Annotated in this window: 16 protein-coding genes; 8 read left to right on the top strand and 8 right to left on the bottom strand. The window is 67.6% G+C overall.

Features of this window, described 5'->3' with window-relative positions:
* Window positions 1-148: 148 nt before the first annotated feature.
* Window positions 149-2,860: a phosphoenolpyruvate carboxylase gene (ppc, locus tag O0K41_RS15415; RefSeq protein ID WP_149501449.1), complete on the top strand. Its 2,712-nt coding sequence runs from the start codon at window positions 149-151 to the stop codon at window positions 2,858-2,860.
* A gap of 87 nt (window positions 2,861-2,947) precedes the next feature.
* On the opposite strand, the gene O0K41_RS15410 is transcribed toward ppc, so the two are convergent.
* On the bottom strand, window positions 2,948-3,454 hold the full coding sequence (locus O0K41_RS15410; RefSeq protein WP_005412266.1) for an acyl-CoA thioesterase: 507 nt from the start codon (window positions 3,452-3,454) through the stop codon (window positions 2,948-2,950).
* A 160-nt stretch (window positions 3,455-3,614) separates the two neighbouring features.
* Window positions 3,615-4,826 carry a methionine adenosyltransferase gene (gene metK / locus O0K41_RS15405; RefSeq protein WP_005408103.1) on the bottom strand — a complete coding sequence of 404 codons (1,212 nt, stop codon included), beginning with the start codon at window positions 4,824-4,826 and terminating at the stop codon, window positions 3,615-3,617.
* Window positions 4,827-5,151: 325 nt separating this feature from the next.
* On the opposite strand from metK, the gene O0K41_RS15400 reads away from it, so the two are divergent.
* From O0K41_RS15400 to O0K41_RS15390, 3 genes are all read left to right on the top strand, one after another.
* A complete protein-coding gene (locus tag O0K41_RS15400; RefSeq protein WP_049459460.1) occupies window positions 5,152-6,867 on the top strand; it encodes a lysophospholipid acyltransferase family protein in 1,716 nt (571 codons plus the stop codon).
* The gene (locus O0K41_RS15395; protein ID WP_043035375.1) at window positions 6,864-7,664 is read left to right on the top strand and encodes a UDP-2,3-diacylglucosamine diphosphatase; all 801 of its coding nucleotides are present in this window, start codon (window positions 6,864-6,866) and stop codon (window positions 7,662-7,664) included. The genes O0K41_RS15400 and O0K41_RS15395 overlap by 4 nt, the downstream gene beginning before the upstream one ends.
* A gap of 161 nt (window positions 7,665-7,825) precedes the next feature.
* Entirely contained in the window at window positions 7,826-8,884 is a 1,059-nt protein-coding gene (locus O0K41_RS15390) for a metal-dependent hydrolase (protein ID WP_049451427.1), read from the top strand.
* Window positions 8,885-8,932: 48 nt separating this feature from the next.
* Here the strand turns inward: O0K41_RS15390 and O0K41_RS15385 are convergent, their stop codons facing one another.
* From O0K41_RS15385 to O0K41_RS15370, 4 genes are all read right to left on the bottom strand, one after another.
* Window positions 8,933-9,760, bottom strand: coding sequence for a class I SAM-dependent methyltransferase (locus O0K41_RS15385; RefSeq protein ID WP_005408109.1), 828 nt, complete (start codon window positions 9,758-9,760; stop codon window positions 8,933-8,935).
* A 57-nt stretch (window positions 9,761-9,817) separates the two neighbouring features.
* A complete protein-coding gene (gene dusB, locus O0K41_RS15380; RefSeq protein ID WP_012479176.1) occupies window positions 9,818-10,813 on the bottom strand; it encodes a tRNA dihydrouridine synthase DusB in 996 nt (331 codons plus the stop codon).
* A 147-nt stretch (window positions 10,814-10,960) separates the two neighbouring features.
* A complete protein-coding gene (locus O0K41_RS15375; protein ID WP_032966440.1) occupies window positions 10,961-11,392 on the bottom strand; it encodes a hypothetical protein in 432 nt (143 codons plus the stop codon).
* A gap of 109 nt (window positions 11,393-11,501) precedes the next feature.
* A complete protein-coding gene (locus O0K41_RS15370; RefSeq protein ID WP_049451428.1) occupies window positions 11,502-12,419 on the bottom strand; it encodes a LysR family transcriptional regulator in 918 nt (305 codons plus the stop codon).
* Window positions 12,420-12,511: 92 nt separating this feature from the next.
* Between O0K41_RS15370 and O0K41_RS15365 the strand changes: the two genes are divergently transcribed.
* A complete protein-coding gene (locus O0K41_RS15365) occupies window positions 12,512-13,732 on the top strand; it encodes an MFS transporter (protein WP_164222618.1) in 1,221 nt (406 codons plus the stop codon).
* Between the two features lie 64 nt (window positions 13,733-13,796).
* Here O0K41_RS15365 and O0K41_RS15360 read toward each other — a convergent pair whose 3' ends face one another.
* Together O0K41_RS15360 and O0K41_RS15355 are read right to left on the bottom strand one after the other, a co-directional pair.
* Window positions 13,797-14,762: a ribokinase gene (locus O0K41_RS15360; protein WP_088436043.1), complete on the bottom strand. Its 966-nt coding sequence runs from the start codon at window positions 14,760-14,762 to the stop codon at window positions 13,797-13,799.
* Window positions 14,763-14,787: 25 nt separating this feature from the next.
* Complete coding sequence (locus O0K41_RS15355; RefSeq protein WP_005408115.1) at window positions 14,788-16,086, bottom strand: nucleoside transporter C-terminal domain-containing protein; 1,299 nt, start codon at window positions 16,084-16,086, stop codon at window positions 14,788-14,790.
* Window positions 16,087-16,279: 193 nt separating this feature from the next.
* On the opposite strand from O0K41_RS15355, the gene O0K41_RS15350 reads away from it, so the two are divergent.
* The 3 genes from O0K41_RS15350 (at window position 16,280) to O0K41_RS15340 (ending at window position 20,171) form a co-directional block, all read left to right on the top strand.
* Window positions 16,280-17,251 (top strand): aldo/keto reductase, encoded by a 972-nt coding sequence (locus tag O0K41_RS15350; protein ID WP_024957304.1) that lies wholly within the window; start codon window positions 16,280-16,282, stop codon window positions 17,249-17,251.
* 328 nt (window positions 17,252-17,579) lie between these two features.
* A complete protein-coding gene (locus O0K41_RS15345) occupies window positions 17,580-17,774 on the top strand; it encodes a hemin uptake protein HemP (RefSeq protein ID WP_005412278.1) in 195 nt (64 codons plus the stop codon).
* A 189-nt stretch (window positions 17,775-17,963) separates the two neighbouring features.
* Complete coding sequence (locus tag O0K41_RS15340) at window positions 17,964-20,171, top strand: TonB-dependent hemoglobin/transferrin/lactoferrin family receptor (RefSeq protein WP_088436042.1); 2,208 nt, start codon at window positions 17,964-17,966, stop codon at window positions 20,169-20,171.

The following is a 20,171-nucleotide window of genomic DNA, read 5'->3' as shown; positions in this document are numbered from 1 at the left end:
GGCCGGCAACCTCATGGAGCCATGCAACCTGAGGTTGCCGGCCAGCGGCCGGCACTACCAGATGAAACCATTTTTGCATCGCAGCACGACGCCCGATCTGGGATAGGCTTGGGGCCTGGATCCGTTGACCGAGGCCTGTGCGTCGCCGATGAACGAGTACCGCAGCAGCATCGAATTTGCTTCTCCCGATCTTCCGCTTCGCGATGATGTGCGCCGGCTTGGCGCACTGGTCGGCGACCTGCTGGTCGAACAGGTGTCGGCCGCGTTTCTTGATGACGTCGAGGACGTGCGTACCCGTGCCATCGCCCGCCGCGAGAACCAGGCGCCGCTGTCGGAGCTGGCCGATGGCCTGGCCGGGCGCACGCCGCAGCAGGCCGAGACCATGGTGCGGGCGTTCAGCACCTACTTCCAGGTGGTCAACATCGCCGAGCGCGTGCATCGCATCCGCCGCCGCCGTGACTACCAGCGCGCCGGTACCGCGGGTGCGCAGCCGGATGGCCTGCAGGATGCACTGCAGCACCTGAAGGCGCAGGGCGTGGGCCTGGACGAACTGGCGCAGTGGCTGCCGCGCATCGACATCGAACCGGTGTTCACCGCGCACCCGACCGAAGCGGTGCGCCGTGCGCTGCTGGAGAAGGAACAGCTGATGGTGGCCAGCCTGGTCGACAACCTCGACGGCCAGCGCACCCCGGGTGAGGCCGCCGCCGATGCCGCGCGCTTCCGCATGGCGCTCACCGCGTCGTGGCAGACCACCGATTCCTCACCGGTGCGGCCGACCGTGGATGACGAGCGCGAGCACGTCGGCTTCTACCTGGTGCAGGTGCTGTACCGGGTGATCCCGGTGCTGTACGAATCGCTGCAGCAGGCGCTGCGCGATACCTATGGCGAAGAATTGCCGCTGCCGCGGCTGCTGCGCTTTGGTACGTGGGTGGGCGGCGACATGGACGGCAATCCGAACGTGGATGCCCACACCATCCGCAATACGCTGGATGCGCAGCGGCAGGCGGTGCTCGGGCGCTACCAGAAGGAACTGCTGCAGCTGGCCAGCCTGCTCAGCCAGTCCACCGAGCGGGTGGGTGTCAGTGATGCGCTGCAGGCACGCGTGGCGCAGTACCAGCAGCTGCTGCCGCAGGTGCAGTCACGCCCGCGCCATGCCGACATGCCGTACCGCCTGCTCAACGACCGCATGCGCGCACGCCTGCAGGCGACGCTGGACGATGGCGAGCGCGCCTACGCCGGCCCCGCCGAATTGATCGACGACCTGCAGCTGATCCTCGACAGCCTGCTTGCGAACCGTGGCGAGCACGCTGGTGGCTTTGCCGTGCAGCGTCTGCTGTGGCGGGTGAAGACCTTCGGCTTCCATCTGGCGCGGCTGGATGTGCGCCAGGAGTCGAGCGTGCATGCGCGCGCGCTGGCCGCCGCGCTGGGCGGCGAAGAGGCCTGGCAGGCGCTGGATGCGGTGGGCCGTGCGCGGCTGCTGAGCCCGCATGCCAGCGGTGAAACGGCATTGCCCAACGGCGACGACGAGGGCAACCAGCGGCTGGATGCGGTGTTCGCCGCGCTGGCCGATGCGCGTGCGCGGCATGGCTGCGATGCGCTGGGCAGCTACATCATCTCGATGGCGCACGACCGCAGCGACGTGCTGGCGGTGCTGGCACTGGCACGCCGTGGCGGCCTGGTGGAAGAGAACGGATCAGTACCGCTGGATATCGCACCGCTGTTCGAGACGGTGGATGATCTCAAGTGCGGCACCGCGACCCTGCGTGACCTGCTGGCCGACCCGATCTATCGCGCGCATCTGCAGGCACGCGACGACGTGCAGATGGTGATGCTGGGCTATTCGGACAGCAGCAAGGACGGTGGCATCGCCGCCTCGCGCTGGGGCCTGCAGCGCGCGCAGGTGGAACTACTGGAGGTGGCGGCCGAGGCCGGCATCCGGCTGACCTTCTTCCATGGCCGTGGCGGCTCCATCAGCCGTGGCGGTGGGAAGACCACGCACGCGGTGGATGCTTCACCGCGCGGCAGCATTGATGGCCGCCTGCGGGTGACCGAGCAGGGCGAGGTGATTCATCGCAAATACGGCATCCGCGCGCTGGCCCTGCGCTCGCTGGAACAGGCCACCGGCGCGGTGCTGCGCGCCAGCCTGCGCCCGCGTGCCGCCGAGCCGCGCGAGGATGAGTGGCGACCGGTGATGGATGCAGTGTCATCGGCCAGCAGCGAGGTGTATCGCGCGTTCGTTGGCCAGGCCGGCTTCATGGATTACTTCCGTACCGCCACGCCGATCGATGTGATCGAACGGATGACGCTGGGCTCGCGTCCGTCGCGCCGGCTCGGCCAGGACGCAGCACTGGGCAACCTGCGTGCGATTCCCTGGGTGTTCGCCTGGAGCCAGGCGCGTGCCGTCATTCCCGGCTGGTACGGCGTAGGCAGCGGCCTGCAGGCGGCGGTGGATGCTGGCCATGAAGAGACGCTGCGCGAAATGGCGCGTGACTGGCCGTTCTTCCGCACCTTCCTGGATGACATCGCGATGGTGCTGTCCAAGGGCGATATCACCATCGCCGAGCAGTTCTCGCTGTTGTCGGGCGGCCTGCACGACCGCTTCTTCCCGCAGGTGCAGCGCGAACTGGAACTCACCCGGCACTGGCTGCTGGCATTGATGGACCAGCAGACGCTGCTGGACCACGATGCGCGACTGGCGCTGTCGATCCGCCTGCGCAATCCCTATGTCGATCCGATCAGCGTGCTGCAGGTGGACCTGCTGCAGCGCTGGCGGGCCAGCGGACGCGAGGATGACGATCTGCTGCGCGCGCTGGTGGCCTGCGTGAACGGTGTTTCGCAGGGTGTGCAGAACACCGGGTGAGGTGTCGCGGTAGTGCCGGCCGCTGGCCGGCAACCTCATGATGTCTGGCGGCACGCACGAGGTTGCCGGCCAGCGGCCGGCACTACCTCATTCCTCCGGCGACGGCGGGTTCGACGCCAGCAGTTCCAGATGGCGCTGCTCCATTTCCTGGCGCAGCTGGCGGCGGATCAGCGCAGCCGCCTGGCGGCGCTTTTCGTCCGAGGTGACCGGCTGCAAGGGTGGCACCGGCGTCGGCCGGCCTTCCTCATCCACCGCCACCATGGTGAAGAAGCAGCTGTTGGCGTGGCGCACGCTGCGCTTGAGGATGTCCTCGGCCACCACCTTGATGCCGATCTCCATCGACGAGGTGCCCGTGTAGTTCACCGATGCCAGGAAGGTGACCAGCTCGCCCACCGCGATGGGCTGGCGGAACATCACCTGGTCCACCGACAGGGTGACTACGTAGCTGCCGGCGTAACGGCTGGCGCAGGCGTAGGCGACCTGGTCGAGCAGGCGCAGGATCGCACCACCGTGGACCTTGCCGGAGAAATTGGCCATTTCCGGCGACATCAGCACGGTCATGGACAGCTGGTGGGTTTTCAGTTCGGTCGACATGCGGCGGATTGTATCGGCAACCGCGCGATTGTTTCCGGAGGCCTTGAAAAAGCCGGCCAGCGGCCGGCTCTACCAGAAAGCAGAAGGGCCGCTTGCGCGGCCCTTCTTCAAGGTCAGCCGACTAACAGTCGGCTCTACCGGTCGGCTCTACCCGCCGGCTTTACTTCAGCTTCGCATCGGCGCGCAGGGCGGCGGCGCGGTCGGTCTTCTCCCAGGAGAAGGCCGTGGCGTTGACGGTCTCGCCTTCGCCGTTGAGGTAGCTGAACTCCTTCGGCTTGCGGCCGAAGTGGCCGTAGGCCGCGGTCTGCTGGTACATCGGGTGGATCAGGTCCAGCATCTTGATGATGCCGTACGGGCGCAGGTCGAAGTGCTTGCGGATCAGCTTCTCGATCTTGTCGTCGCTGATCTTGCCGGTGCCGAAGGTGGTGACCGAGATCGAGGTCGGCTCAGCCACGCCGATGGCGTAGGAGACCTGCACTTCGCAACGGTCGGCCAGGCCGGCGGCAACCACGTTCTTGGCGACGTAGCGGGCCGCGTAGGCCGCCGAACGATCGACCTTGGACGGGTCCTTGCCGGAGAAGGCGCCACCACCGTGACGGGCCCAGCCGCCGTAGGTGTCGACGATGATCTTGCGGCCGGTCAGGCCGCAGTCGCCCACCGGGCCGCCGATCTCGAACTTGCCGGTCGGGTTGATGTGGAACTTGGTGCCCTTGTGCAGCCACTTGGCCGGCAGCACCGGCTTGATGATCTCTTCGCGGACGGCCTCGATGAGGTCCTTCTGCTTGATGCCCGGGGCATGCTGGGTCGACAGCACCACGGCGTCGATGGCCGAGACCACGCCGTTTTCATAGCGCAGGGTGACCTGGCTCTTGGCGTCCGGACGCAGCCACGACAGCGGCGAGTTCTTCTTCTTGCGGATCTTGGCCTGCTGCTCGACCAGGCGGTGCGACAGGTGGATCGCGGCCGGCATGTAGCTGTCGGTCTCGTTGGTGGCATAGCCGAACATCAGGCCCTGGTCGCCCGCGCCCATTTCTTCCGGCTTCTTGCGGTCCACGCCCTGGGCAATGTGCGGCGACTGCTTGCCGATCAGGTTCAGCACGCCGCAGGTGGCGCCGTCGAAGCCGACGTCGGAGCTGTCATAGCCGATGTCCGTGATGACCTTGCGGGTCAGGGCTTCCAGGTCGATCCAGGCGCTGGTGGTGATTTCACCGGCCACGATGGCAACGCCGGTCTTGACCATGGTCTCGCAGGCCACGCGGGCGCGCTGGTCCTGGGTCAGGATCGCGTCCAGCACCGCATCGGAGATCTGGTCGGCAACCTTGTCCGGATGGCCTTCGGAGACCGACTCGGAGGTGAAGAGATAGCTGGACATCAGGCGTAATATCCCTTGATTCGGATGGAAAGATGGGCGCGCATGATACACGGGGTGCGCCGCCTGTGCATTGTGAACCTGTACCGGTTGCCGGTGGTTAAGCCCGCGTAGGCCCGGCAAGGGCCGTCCTGACGGGATTGGGCCCCGGCCTCGAGGCCCAGTGTTCCACCAGCGTGACAGCGGGCCGGGTGCCGAGGGGGGGCGGTTGCGGCCCCCTCCGGCCGGGGACGACCGTCATCGTTCTGCCCCGAAACCGCCATCTGGCTGCCGCCTGCCGGGCGCAGGCTGTCGGCCAATACGGCCGCCGGGCATGAGTGGATCCGCCATGCAGGAACTTGAACAGCGTCTCCAGCAACGCTTTCCCGATTGGTTCCATGGCCGTCGTGGCCAACTGGCGCGGCCATTGCTGCGCAGCGTCGGGCGTTGGTCGCGGTTGGACCAGATCGAAGCATTCCTGCAGCGCAGTGCAGGATTGCGCGGATTCGGCTTCGTCGCCGCCGGGCTGGAGTTCATCGATGGCCAGTACCAGGTGGATCCGGCCGCGTTGGCGAAGATCCCGGCCACCGGTCGCTTGCTGATCGTCGCCAACCACCCGTCCGGCGCACTGGACGCGCTGGCCCTGCTGGACGCGGTCGGCCGCATCCGCCGCGATGTGCGGATCGTGGCCAACGACCTGCTGGGGGCGATTGCGCCACTGCAGGACCTGCTGTTGCCGGTGCGCATCCTCGGTGGCAAGGCCCAGCGTGGCAGCCTGCACGCCGTGGAGGAGGCGTTGGCCGCCGAGCAGTGCGTGATCGTGTTCCCGGCCGGCGAGGTCTCGCGCCTCTCGCTGCGAGGCATCCGCGATGGTCGCTGGCAGCGCGGTTTCGTCCGCTTTGCCCGTGCCGCCGGCGCGCCGGTGCTGCCGGTACGGGTGGAAGCGCGCAACTCGGCGCTGTTCTACGGCGCCTCGACCCTGTTCAAGCCGGCCGGCACCGCGCTGCTGGCGCGCGAGATGTTCACCCGCCGCGGCCGCCCGCTGCGCCTGAGCATCGGTGAGCCGATGCAGCTGGGCAAGGGCGGTGACCCGGGCGCGCAGCTGCTGTCGGTACGCCGCGCGCTGTATGCGCTGGGCCGCAATGGCGCGGCCGGCAATGCCGCTGCCTTCGCAGGCCCCGAGCCGCTGGCGGCCCCGGTGCCACCCTCGCAGGTCGCCGCTGGGATTGCCGCAGCCACCCAGCTGGGCCAGACCGCCGACGGCAAGCAGATTCTGCTGGCCACTTGTACTGCCGATTCGCCGCTACTGCTGGAGCTGGGCCGCCTGCGCGAACTGACCTTCCGCCAGGTGGGCGAGGGCACCGGGCGCAGCCGGGACCTGGACGATTACGACCCGCAGTACGAGCACATCGTGATCTGGGACGCGGCCGCGCAGCGCATCGCCGGCGCGTACCGGATCATGCGCGGCGCCCATGCGCTGGCCCGGCACGGACTGTCCGGGCTCTACAGCGCGTCGCTGTTCCGCTATTCCGACGATGCCATCACCCACATCGCCGAAGGCCTGGAACTGGGCCGCAGCTTCGTGGTGCCCGACTACTGGGGCAGCCGCAGCCTGGACTACCTGTGGCAGGGCATCGGTGCCTACCTGCAGTGCCGGCCGGGTATCCGCTACCTGTTCGGCGCCGTGTCGATCAGCGCGGCGCTGCCACGCGATGCGCGCGAGCAGCTGGTGGCGTACTACCAGCGCTATTACGGCGGTACCGCCGGCCTGGCCGAATCGAACCGCCCGTTCCAGTACTTCGCCGCGCCGCCGAGTTTTGGCGAGCTGGATGCAGGCGCCGCGTTCGACGTGCTCAAGGCCAACCTGGCCGCACTCGGCACCGGCGTGCCGACGCTGTATCGCCAGTACACCGATCTGTGCGAACCCGGTGGCGCGCGCTTCCTCGCCTTCGGTGTCGACCCGGACTTCAGCGATTCGATCGACGGCCTGATCGAAGTGGACCTGTGCGCGATCCGGCCGAACAAGCGCAAACGCTACCTGCGCGATGCGGGGATGCCGGCATGAGCGTGCTGGCGAACCTGTCGCCGCACCGGCGCGCAGTGTTCGTCTCCGACGTGCACCTGGGTTCACGTCATTGCCATGCCACCGAACTGGCACGTTTTCTCTCGCAGCTGCGCTGTGAGCGTCTGTACCTGGTCGGTGACATCATCGACCTGTGGTGGATGGCCCATCGCCGTGCCAACTGGCGGCAGTCGCACAGCGAGGTCATCCAGGCCCTGCACGCGCTGCGCCGTGCCGGCACCGAGATCGTCTACATCCCCGGCAACCACGATGCCTCGCTGCGCCAGGTGTGCGGGCTGATGCTGCCAGCGATGCAGGTGCGCCGCCGCGCCATCCATGTGACCGCCGATGGCCGTCGCCTGCTTGTCGCGCACGGGGACGAGTACGACGGCGTGACCCACTTCGGCGGCCTGCAGGAAAAGTTCGGCGACTGGCTGTACTACCGCATCCTGACCGGCAACCAGGCGCTGAACGCGGTGCGGCGCCGGCTGGGCATGCGCTACTGGTCGCTGTCGGAATTCCTGAAGAAGCGCAGTGGTGCCGCCGAACGCTACATCGAGCGTTTCGTGCAGGCCGGGCTGGATGACGTGCGCCGGCGCGGACTGGATGGCATCGTCTGTGGTCACATCCATCGCGCTGCGTTGATCGAACGCGATGGCCTGGTCTATGCCAACGACGGCGACTGGGTGGAGAGCCTGACCGCACTGGCCGAAGACCATGATGGCGCGCTGCGCCTGCTGGACCACAATGGCCAGACTCTGGTGGAACTGCCGGGCGCGCGCTTGTCGCAGGCGGCGTAACCCGTTTCCGTAAAGTCGACTATTCGTCAACTGTCGCGCGTAGCGCGTGGTTTCCGCAGCCTGATGGGAGAGCAGTCGACCAGCAGTCGACCAGCAGTCGACTCTACAGACGCGGTGTCCGGGAGTGAGACGGCGCGCCCGCAAGCCGCTAGCATCGGCCCATGGATTCCCTGACCCAGATCGTGCTCGGCGGCGCCGTCGCTGCTGCCATCGCTCCGCCCGGCCATCGCCGCGCGGCCCTGCTGGCCGGTGCCGCGCTCGGCACCCTGCCGGACCTCGATGCCCTGTGGTTGGGCTTCACCGCCGCCGACCCGGTGGCGAACATGATCGAGCACCGCAGCTTCAGCCATTCGCTGCTGGTGCTGCCCTGGGTGGCGGCACTGATCTGGTGGTTGTTCAAGCGCTTCGGCAACGGCCGCGTCGCGCAGTCACCGGTGCGCTGGTTCTGGGCAATCCAGCTGGCGCTGGTCACCCATCCCGTGCTGGATGCGTTCACCGTCTACGGCACCCAGTTGTGGTGGCCGCTGCGCCCACACCCGACCATGGGTTCCAGTGTCTTCATCATCGATCTTGGCTACACGGTGTGGCTGCTGCTGGGTTGCGTGCTGGCCTGGTTTGGCCGCGCCCGCCCCTGGGCTGGCAAGGTGCTGGGCGTGGCGTTGCTGCTCAGCAGCGCCTACCTGGGCTGGGGCCTGATCGCAAAGGCCCAGGTCGACCGTGCTGCCCAGCAGAGCCTGGCGGCGATGGGTCTGGGCGATGCACCGCGCTTCTCGGTGCCGATGCCGTTCAACACCCTGCTGTGGCGCGTGGTGGCGATGACGCCGAACGGCTACGTGGTGGGCGACCGCTCGCTGGTGGCCGACCATGGACCGATGCAGTTCGAAGGCCATGCGTCCAATGTGCAGGCGTTGCGCGAAGCAGGGAGCATCCCTGCAGTGCAGCAGCTGACGTGGTTCAACCGGGGCTTCATGCGTGCACAGGTGGTGGATGGGCGGCTGGTGCTGAGCGACCTGCGCATGGGGCTGGAGCCCGACTACACCTTCAACTTCGCCGTGGCCGAGCAGGTCGACGGGCAGTGGCGACCGATCACGCCGGAGCAGGTGCGGACGGATTACAGCAGCCCGACCGCGCGCGCGGATGCCGGGCGCCGGCTGGCGGCGATGTGGCAGCGGATCTGGCACGAGCCGGCAGCCTCAGGGACTGGTGCGGCGCACCCGTAGATCCACGCCATGCGTGGATGGCGGGACCATCGGCAGTGCTGCGTTGGCTCAATACACCGTCGCGCGGCCCTGCACGAACGAGTAGAAGAACACCGCGTTCGGGTCGTTCTGCACCAGGCGGAACTCGCGGCGCATGCCTTCCACGGTTTCCTCGTCCACCGAGCCGGCCTGCAGCAGCTGGTCGGCGGCCGACAGCAGCAGCTGTTCCCAGAACGCGATCATCGTCTTGCGACGCGCCGGCTCGCGGTTGTCCAGGTGGATGGTCTTGATCTCGGTGTGCACGTCGCGGAAGCCGCCGGCCAGCAGCAGGTTGCCCAGCTTGGCGCCGACGAACGGGTCGCCCCCGTGGTCGTACTGGAAATCGTTGAAGGCCATCCAGTAGCGCCAGATGTGCGGCGAATACGGATCGAGCAGGAACGAAGCATTCATCACTTCGGTGATGTACACCGGCGAACCCGGTGCCAGCACCCGGCGCACTTCGCTCAGCACACGTGCGGGTGACGGCACGTGCTCCAGCACCCAGCACAGGAACGCCGCGTCGAAGCTGCGTGCCTCGAACGGCAGCTCGCCGGCATCGGCCTGCTGCAGGGTATAGCGGTCGCTGCACCACGGCGTGCGCGCCAGGTTCTCGCGCGCGGTGGCCAGCTGCGTTTCGCTCAGGTCCACGCCGGTCACGTGCAGCTCGGGGAAGCGGCGCAGCAGGATCTCGGTCTGTGCGCCCACGCCGCTGCCGACTTCCAGCAGGCGCCGCGCGCCGCTGTAGTCGATCTGGCCGAAGATGCTCGATTCCAGCAGCCGGGCCTGGGTCATCAGGCGCTGCTGCTCGGTGCCGGAAAACCCGTGCAGATAGGTCGGGGAGGAAATCGGCGGGGTCATGGTGGGCTCTTGTAGCGTCGAGCTGGCTCGACTGTTCGCAGACGCGGGGCTGGTGGCTCAGGCCGCCGAAGGCAGCGCCGGTTCCCCGGCGATCAGGCGGTCGAAGTATTCGGTGGTCAATGCGATCTGGCTGGCCGGATCCTCGGCACGGTTGACCACCGCGCGGAAAGCGGCATTCTCCGGCCGGTCCTTGGCATACCAGCCCAGGTGCTTGCGCGCGATGCGCACGCCCTGCGGCTCGCCATAGAACGCATGCAGCGCGTGCAGGTGGCCAAGCAGGATGTCGCGCACTTCCGCCAGTGATGGCGGTGGCAGTTCCTCGCCGGTGGCCAGGTAGTGCGCCACTTCGCGGAAGATCCACGGCCGGCCCTGCGCCGAGCGACCGATCATCACCGCATCCACGCCGGTTTCCTTCAGGACGTAGGCGGCCTTCTGCGGCGAATCGATATCGCCGTTGGCGATCACCGGAATGCGCAGCGCGGCCTTGATCTCGCCGATCGTGGCGTACTCCGCCTGGCCGGTGTAGTGCTGGTCGCGGGTACGGCCGTGCACCGCCAGTGCCGCGATACCGCTGTCCTCGGCGATGCGTGCGATCAGCGGGCCATTGCGATGGTCGCAGTCCCAACCGGTGCGGATCTTCAGCGTGACCGGCACGTCCACCGCGTTGACCACGGCCTCGAGGATGCGCGCCACCAGTTGCTCGTCGCGCATCAGCGCCGAACCGGCCCAGGCGTTGCACACCTTCTTGGCCGGGCACCCCATGTTGATGTCGATGATCTGCGCGCCGTGGTCGACGTTGTAGCGCGCGGCCTCGGCCAGCTGCTGCGGCTCGGTGCCGGCGATCTGCACGCTGATCGGGGCCGGTTCGCCGTCATGGTCCATGCGGTGGATCGACTTGCGCGTGTTCCAGAAGCGCGGATCACTGATGGTCATTTCCGAGGCGGCCAGACCCGCGCCCAGCCGTTTGCACAGCAGGCGGAAGGGCTTGTCGGTGACGCCGGCCATGGGCGCCAGCACGACGTTGGGGGCAATGGTGTAGGGGCCGATCTGCATGCGCCCATTGTAGGGCGCGGGCGGCGGTACGGCCGTGTCAGCCCCGCCCCGGTTCAGGCCCATCGGCACCGACCTCATGCCGTACCGGCATCAGCAGATGCTTGACGGTTGCTTCCGCCGCCCCCAAGGGCGGGCGATGGTAGGTGGCTACCCCAGGCTCTGCCAGGCCTGCCGGGTCCCCAGCGCGAAGGCCAGCCCCAGGCAGAGGCAGACCAGTGAACTGGCTACCCAGAAGCGCCGGCCGTTGTAGCCGGGCCGGAGCAGCGCCAGGCCGAAGCCCATCGCCGCGCGCAGCAGCAACAGCAGGGCGATGCCCGTCAGGACCAGACGACTGGCCGGCAGCGGCGAATGCCAGCCCGCGGCGGCCAGTGCGTACAGCGCCCAGGCCACCAGCACGGCAGTGATGCCGGCGGTCATCAGCGGCGGCCACCAATGCCCGGCCTGTGCCAGCCGGACCATGCGCTGGCCAGCACCAAAGTACCTGTACCACGCGGCGCCGAAGGCAATGCAGCCGATATGCAGCAAGGCTGCGATGGCACTACCGGCGGCGGCAACCAGCAACCAGGGGAATCCGTCCATGTCCTGCCCACGCTGAAACGCTGCGCGGATGGTGGGTGAGGGGCGGGATGCGGGCAATGCGACCGGCAGTCGCAGCTGTTCGATGCGACCGCCGCCGATGGCGCTTCGCTCAGCGCGGCGGATCGATCGGCAACCCGGCGCCGAGACGGTCCAGGGCCACGTCCACGCGTGGCAGCCGTTGCCGGCCCTGCGGCCACAGCAGGCGCAGCGGCAGGCCGCGGCAGTCCAGCGACGGCAGGATCGAGACCAGGCTGCCGCGCGCCAGCGCGTCATCGACCAGCCAGGTGGCCAGCTGCGCGATGCCGAAGCCGGCCTCGACCGCCGCCACCTGGGCCTCGGCGCTGCCAACCACCAGGCGCGCGCGGGCCTGCAGCGGTGTACTGCGCTGCCTGCCATCGGCCACCTGCCACGGCCCGATGCTGCCGTCCGCGCGTCCGAACAGCACACCGTCATGCCCGGCCAGCTCGGCGGCCGAGCGGGGCTGGCCATGCCGAAGCAGGTAGGCCGGGGAGGCGCAGAAGCGCAGGCATTCGTAACCGAGCAGGCGGCTGCCCAGCGTGGCGGGCAGCGGCTCGGGACCGCCGATGCGCACGGCGAGGTCGACGCCGTCCTCGGCGAGGTCGCTGAAGCGGTCGCTGAAGGTCACCTGCGGATGCAACTGTGGAAACTCGGCGGCCAGCTGCAGCAGCAACGGCCAGACTTTGAGGCGCCCGAAGGTGGCCGGCGCATCCACCCGCAGGCGGCCCACGGGCGCGTCTGCGTGCGAGACCAGCACCGACTCGGCATCGGCCAGCTCGCCCAGCACCCGCACGCAGGTGCGATAGAAGCCCTCACCAGCCTCGGTCAGGCGAAGGCGGCGCGTGCTGCGTTCGAACAACCGCGCGCCCAGGCGTGCCTCCAGCCGTGCGATGGTCTTGCCCACCGCCGAACTGGTCAGGTGCAGGCGTTCAGCGGCGGCAGTGAAGCTGCCGGCATCGGCGGTGGCGACGAAGGCCTCGATGCCGCGCAGGCGCTCGGTGGGAAGCATGGGGAATTTCTGTCCGGAATCGATGGAAAACATAGCAGTAATCGGAATCCGGGGAGGAAATAGGCTGGCGGCCCCTGTTCTGATGCCCGCCCATGTCCTCCCTCGATTCCGCCGCGGCCGTTGTCCACGCAAACGGCCGCGCACGCCTTTCGGTTGTCCTGCTGGCGGTGTCCGCCTTCGTCATCGTCACCACCGAGTTCCTGATCGTCGGCCTGTTGCCGGCGCTGGCGCGCGACCTTGGCCTGGGCATCGCCCGCGCCGGGCAGCTGGTTACCTTGTTCGCGTTCACCGTGATGCTGGCCGGGCCACCGTTGACCGCGCTGCTGTCACACGTCGGCCGGCGCCGCCTGTTCGTGGCCATCCTGCTGTTGTTCGCGGGTTCCAACGCGCTGGCCGCGATGGCCACGCAGCCGTGGCTGCTGGCGCTGGCGCGGGTGCTGCCGGCACTGGCCCTGCCGGTGTTCTGGGGCACCGCCAGTGAGACTGCTGCGCAGCTGGCCCCTGCAGGGCAGGGAGGTCGTGCGGTCGCGCGGGTCTACCTGGGTATCACCGCCGCAATGCTGTTCGGTATCCCGCTGGGTACGTTGGCTGCCGACGCCCTCGATTGGCGCGGCAGCTTCTGGCTGTTGGCGGCCCTGTCGCTGTTGATGGCCAGCGCGCTGGCGTTGTGGATGCCGGACACCGTGGCCGGACCGCGGCGCGCGCTGGGCGAACAGGCACGAGTACTGCGCCAGCCGCAGTTGCTGGGCGATGTGCTGCTGTCGGTGCTGGTGTTTACCGCGATGTTTGCTGCCTATACCTACCTGGCCGATGTGCTGGAGCGGCTGATGCAGGTACCGGCGGCACAGGTGGGCTGGTGGCTGATGGGCTTCGGAGCTGTCGGGTTGATCGGCAATGCACTGGGTGGGCGCTGGGTCGATCGTGCGCCGCTGGGCGCGACCCTGGTGTTCTGCGCGGTGCTGGCGCTGGGCATGCTGGCCAGTGTCGGGCTGGCCGGCCACGGCACGCTCGTGCTGATCGCACTGGCCCTGTGGGGTGTGGCGCATACCGCATTGTTCCCGCTGTGCCAGGTGCGGGTGATGCGTGCGGCGCCGCAGGCGCAGGCGCTGGCGGGAACCTTGAATGTGTCCGCGGCCAACGCCGGCATCGGCCTGGGCGCGCTGCTGGGAGGTGGCGCCATCGAACGCTTCGGGCTTGCCTCGCTGGGCGTGGTGGCCGCTGCCGTGGCGCTGCTGGCAATCGTCGCGGGCCTGCTGCTGCGGTGGCTTGCCCGGTCCCGTTCATCCACGCATGGCGTGGATCTGCCTCATTGAAAGGCAAACAGAAAAGCCCGGGTGTCTGCACACCCGGGCTTCTTCATCCACGCATGGCGTGGATCTACTTTGCTTCGGCGTCGGCCGGGGTGAAGCGCGGCATCGCCGCTGCAGCGCCTTCCTTCTCGGTCGAGCGACCGGCGAACTGGTTGGCGAAGCGCACGTGGCGGGCGAACGGGGCGTCGGCCACCTGCGCCAGCGACGCGGCCAGCGCACCGTTGAAGGCGTCACCGGCACCGGTGGTGTCGATCGCCTGCACCTGTTCGGCACCCACGCGGTAGTACGGCTGGGTATCGCCGCGCAGGTTCTCGTCGGCATGCGACACGAACACGCCCACCGAGCCCAGGGTGACCACCACGGTGCCGTTGCCGACCAGCTTGCGGCACAGCGCGTGCAGGCTGGCTCCATCCAGCGCGGCGACGTCGTTGGCATCCACGCGCTCACCGACATGGCGGCCGAGCAGGGCAGCGAACTCGGTTTCGTTCGGGGTGATCACATCGGCCAGCTTGAGCAGGCCGATGGTCGAGGGGGCATCGGCCGGTGCGGTGTTGAGCACGGTGGTGACGCCGGCCTCGCGGGCCGTGGCCAGTGCCGCTTCGATGGTCTGCACCGGCGATTCCAGCTGCACCAGCACCACCCTGGCGCCGGTCAGCAGGGCCTGCTGCTGTTGCAGGAAGTCGGTGCCCAGCGCAGCGTTGGCACCCGGGCCGATCACGATGGTGTTGCGGCCACGGGCATCGACGTAGATGCCGGCGGTGCCGGTCGGTTCGCTGCTGGCTTCGGCGATGAGGCCGAAACCATCCTGCGCCGCCAGTTCGCGCGCGGTGGCGCCACCGGCGTCGTCGCCCAGCGCGCACACGAAGTGCGTCTCGGCACCGGCGCGGCAGGCCGCCACGGCCTGGTTGAAGCCCTTGCCACCGGGGCCGGTGCTGTAGCGGCCGGCAATGGTCGCGCCCGGTGCCGGCAGCGACTCGCACCGCCACACGTGATCGACATTGAAGGAACCGACGACAACGACACTGCTGCTCATAGGGAATCTTTTCTCAACCAAGGGTTCAACTGAAGTGCGTCAGCACGCCGGCGATGGTCGCCGTCATGAAGGTGGCAATGGTACCGCCCAGCACCGCGCGCAGGCCGAACTTGGCCAGGTCGTGGCGACGTTCCGGGGCCAGGCCACCGATGCCGCCGATCTGGATCGCGATCGAGCTGAAGTTGGCGAAGCCGCACAGCGCGTAGGTCGCGATCAGGCGACCTTCGCTGGACAGGCTGACGCCAGCCACCTGGCCGTTCACGATCTGCGACAGCTCGGTGTAGGCCACGAACTCGTTGATCACGACCTTCTGGCCGATCAGCGAACCGACGGTGGTGGCATCGGCCCACGGCGTACCGATCACCCAGGCGATCGGGGCCAGCAGGTAGCCGAAGATGGTCGACAGGTTGGTCGGCTTGCCGATCTGCGCAGCCAGGCCGGTCACTTCACCGATCCAGGTCAGCGGGGCGTTCAGCAGCGCGATCAGGGCGATGAAGGCCAGCAGCATCGCGCCGATGTTCAGCGCCAGCTTCAGGCCGTCGCCGGCGCCGGCCGCAGCCGCGTCGATGATGTTGCTGGAGGTCTTTTCGACTTCCATCTTCACCGTGCCGCGGGTGAGCGGGGTGCCGGTTTCCGGGATCAGCAGCTTGGCCACGACCAAGGTGGCCGGCGCGGCCATGATGCTGGCCGCCAGCAGATGCTTGGCGTAGAAGGCCTGCTGCGCTGGGTCGCCGCCGCCAAGCATGCCCACGTAGGCCGCCAGCACGCCGCCGGCGATGTGTGCCATGCCGCCGATCATCATGGTCAGCAGCTCGGACTGGGTCATCCTGGCGATGTACGGGCGCACGGTCAGCGGCGCCTCGGTCTGGCCGATGAAGACGCTGGCGCAGACGCTGGTGGTTTCCGCACCGGACACACGCATGACCTTGGTGATCGCCCACGCCATCACGCGCACGATCGCCTGCATGATGTTCAGGTGGTACATCACCCCCATCAGCGCCGAGAAGAAGATGATGGTCGGCAGCACCTGGAAGGCGAAGATGAAGCCGTAATTCTTGGTGTCCATCAACGAGCCGAAGATGAAACCGGAACCCTCGTTGACGAAGCTCAGCACCTTGACGAAGCCGTGGCCCAGCGCGTCGAACACGTCGCGCCCGCCCGGCACCAGGATCACCAGCGCCGCGAAGGCGATCTGCAGGGTGATACCGGTGGCAACCAGCTTCCAGTCAACCGCGCGCTTGTTATTGGAAAACAACCAGGTGATGCCGATCAGCACCGCCAACCCGAACAGGCCGAAGCCGATCCTGCCCAAACCTTCGACCATGTGAGTGACTCCCCTGGGGCGTCGCGAAAAACGGGAAGCCTAGTGCAGGGCAGGGGCCGGGGCAAGAAAAAGCAGCGTGCGCGCGGCCAACGGTACCGATCAGGCCAGCAACGGCAAGGGCTTGCGGCTGGCGGCGGCAGGTAGAATGGGGGTCGATCCCGGCCCGGATGCGGGCCCGCAGCAGGAGATTCGCATGCAATACCGTCGCCTGGGCTCCACCGGCCTGCCGATTTCCGCCCTTTCCTTCGGCGCCTGGGTGACCTTCGGTGACCAGATCCCGCGTGATGAGGCGCGCAACCTGGTGGCCGCCGCCTGGGATCATGGTGTCAACTTCTTCGACAACGCCGAGGGCTATGCCAACGGCCGTGCCGAACAGGTCATGGGTGACGTGATCGCCGACCTGCGCCTGCCGCGCGACGGTTTCTGCGTGTCCAGCAAGGTGTTTTTCGGCAGCGCCAAGGACCCGCGGCCGACCCAGCGCGGGCTGTCGCGCAAGCACGTGACCGACGCCTGCCACGCTGCACTCAAGCGCCTGCGGGTGGACTACCTGGACCTTTACTACTGCCACCGCCCGGATCCGGACGCGCCGATCGCCGAGACCGTGCATGCGATGGACACCCTGGTGCGGCAGGGCAAGATCCTCTACTGGGGCACCTCGGAGTGGTCGGCGGTGCAGATCCAGCAGGCGCTGGACATCGCCGAGGCGCGCAACCTGCAGGGCCCGTCGATGGAGCAGCCGCAGTACAACCTGCTGCACCGCGAGCGGGTCGAGGTCGAGTACGCGCCGCTGTATGCCGGTGCCGGCCTGGGTACCACCATCTTCTCGCCGCTGGCGTCGGGCCTGCTCACCGGCAAGTACGACCAGGGCATTCCGGCCGATGCACGGCTGGGGCGGGAAGGCATGGAGTGGTTGCAGGACCTGGTGCTGGGGGCCGACGCCGGGGCCCGCCTGGGCCAGGTGCGGCGCTTCAGCGAGGTGGCACGCGCGCTGGGCCACGCCCCGGCCACGCTGGCCATCGCCTGGTGCCTGCGCAACCCGAACGTTTCCAGCGTGATCCTCGGCGCCAGCCGGGTCAGCCAGCTGCTGCAGAACCTGCAGGCACTGGACGTGCTGGAGCAGGTCGACGCGGCCGGCTGGGCGCAGGTCGAAGCCGTCTTCGCCTGAACCCCGGGGCCGGCCGGGCCTCGGGGGCCTCGGTCGGGCCGGTTCGGCCGAGGGAACAGGACGGGAACTGGAACTGGAACTGGAACGGGAACGGGAACGGGAACGGTAGAGTCGCCTGTTAGTCGACTGCTTCGAATAACCGACTGCTTCGAGCAACAGCAGTCGACCAACAGTCGACTCTACACACCTGCGTCGCCATTTAATTGATGCGATCTATCGAATTACGGAATTCGATCATTAATCCCATCAATGAAATTGAGAATGGTTGTTGATTGTCAACTGAGAATCATTATCATTTAACTCGTCCCTCGCACGAGTCCAGATGCTCATGAATGCTCAACCTGTACTGCTGCGCCCCGAAACGCTGACCCTCCGCGATCGACCGGTCCGCGTCGTTCCGCCGGAAGAGGTCATCGACAGCGAAGCCCTGCTCAAGGGCCGTCGTGAAATCCTGATCCAGCACGGCGACCGCTTCTATCGCCTGCGGCACACCAGCAACGACAAGCTGATCCTGACCAAGTAATCGCGGTCTGGTCGCCCGCCTCCCTCCCTCCTGCCGGCAGCGCCGACAGGGTGGGCGACCCGTCCGCTCCCGCTCTCTCCCCCTCGGTCTACCGCGTGCACCTTCCGGGTGTGCCGGTAACCGGGGGTTCCCCTGCCTGACCGAACGAACCCGATGACCCGCCATACCGCCCTTTGCCTTGCTGTCTGGATGGCGCTGCCGCTGTCCGCCCACGCTGCTGCCACTGCTGCCCCCGATGCGCGCGAATTCGATCGGGTGCAGGTCACCGCCACCCGCACCGAGCGGGCGGTGAGCGACGTGGCGGCCACGGTGGATGTCATCGACCGTGAGCAGATGGACCGGCACCTGGTGCAGGACATCAAGGATCTGGTGCGCTACGAGCCGGGCCTGTCGGTCACCCGCAGCGCGACCCGCTTCGGCCTGGATGGTTTCCGCATCCGTGGCCTGGACGGCAACCGCGTGCGCATCCAGACCGACGGCATCGTCATGCCGACCCGGTTCGACATCGGTTCGTTCGCCAGTTCCAACCGCAACTTCACCGACCTCGATACGCTCAAGCGCGTCGAGATCGTGCGTGGCCCGGCCAGCTCGCTGTACGGCTCCGATGCACTCGGTGGCGTGGTCGCGTTCGTGACCAAGGACCCGGCCGACTACCTCAAGGACGGCAAGAACAGCTACTTCGGCCTGAAGTTCGGCTACGACGGCGAGTGGAAGGGCCTGCTCGGCGGTGCCACGGCCGCCTTTGGTGGCGACCACTGGAGCGGCCTGGTCAACGTCAACCACCACCAGGGCCAGGAAACGGACAACAAGGGCACGGTGCGCAGCGACAACGACACCCGCACCGCGTCCAATCCGCAGGATCGCGACGGCCGCAGCCTGCTCAGCAAACTGGTCTATGCACCCAGCGAAGACCAGCGCTTCCGCCTGACCGTGGAAGGCAACGAAGACACCACCGATACCAATGTGTTGTCGGCGATTGCCAGCGTTGCACCGCGCCCCGGCGCGATGGCTGCGGCCACTGGCATGAAGTCCCACGACACCCAGAAGCGCAACCGCGTGTCCTTCGCCCACGAGATGGATGCGCTGGACCAGCCGTTCGCCGACAGCCTGCATTGGCAGGTGTACGCGCAGAACAGCGAAACCCGGCAGCAGACCGACGAGACCCGCACCGACGGCACCCGCCGCCACCGCGTGTTCTCCTTCGACCAGCATGCCTATGGCCTGCAGGCGCAGTTCAACAAGGCGTTCACCACCGGCAGCGTCGAGCACGCACTGACCTATGGTTTCGAAGGCACCCGTACCGAGATCCACCAGAAGCGCGACGGCTATCAGGTCAGCAAGGCTGGCGTGGTCAGCAACACGGTGCTGCCGGACACCTTCCCGGTGCGTGACTTCCCGATCAGCAAGACCACCGAGCTGGGCCTGTATGCACAGGATGAGATGCGCTTTGCCGATGGCCGGCTGTCGCTGGTGCCGGGCGTGCGCGTGGACCGCTACGAGCTGAAGCCGGAAGTGGACAGCATCTTCGCCGAAGACAACCCGACCACGGCCGTGGCGCAGCTGAAGAAGACCAGCGTGTCGCCGAAGCTGGGCATGGTCTGGCGCTTCACCGACGAATGGTCGCTGTTCGCCGGTTATGCGCGTGGCTTCCGTTCGCCGCCGTACAACGACGTCAACATCGGCCTGACCAACGTCGCCTTCCGCTATACCGCCATCGCCAACCCGGATCTGAAGCCGGAAACCAGCGACGGCTACGAACTGGGCCTGCGCTTCATCGCGCCGGCGGCGTACGTCAGCGTCAGCGGCTACTACAACGACTACAAGGATTTCATCCAGTCCAACGTCGATACCGGTCGCAACGCACAGGGTTTGACCGTGTTCCAGTCGCAGAACATCGCCGACGCGCGCATCTATGGCGCGGAAATGAAGGCCGGCATCGAGTTCGGCGAACTGAGCCCGGCACTGAAGGGCTGGGCGCTGCGCAGTGCGTTGGCATGGTCGCGTGGTGACAACCGGACCGATGACGAACCGCTGGCCTCGGTCGATCCGCTGCGTGGCACGCTGGGCCTGATGTACGACACCGATACCTGGGGCGTCGAACTGGCCGGTACCTTCGTGCAGCGCAAGAAGCGCCTGCCGCCGCCTGCGGCGCAGACCAATCCGAACGCACCGGCGCCGTTCGTCTACCAGCCGGCCGGCTACGGCGTGCTGGACCTGATGGCGCACTGGAACTTCGCGCCGGGTGCCACCTTCAATGTCGGCGTGTTCAACCTGGCCGACAAGCGCTACATCGAATGGTCGTCGATCACCCCGAGCCTGATCACCGATCGCGCACTGAGCGATCGTTTCAGCAGCCCGGGCCGCACCTTCTCCGCCAGCCTTGCCGTTTCCTGGTGA

This window comes from Stenotrophomonas sp. Sm2128 (assembly GCF_030985535.1).
In the GTDB taxonomy this organism is placed as follows: Bacteria; Pseudomonadota; Gammaproteobacteria; order Xanthomonadales; family Xanthomonadaceae; genus Stenotrophomonas; species Stenotrophomonas maltophilia.
This window is presented reverse-complemented; position numbering and strand designations above follow the sequence as displayed.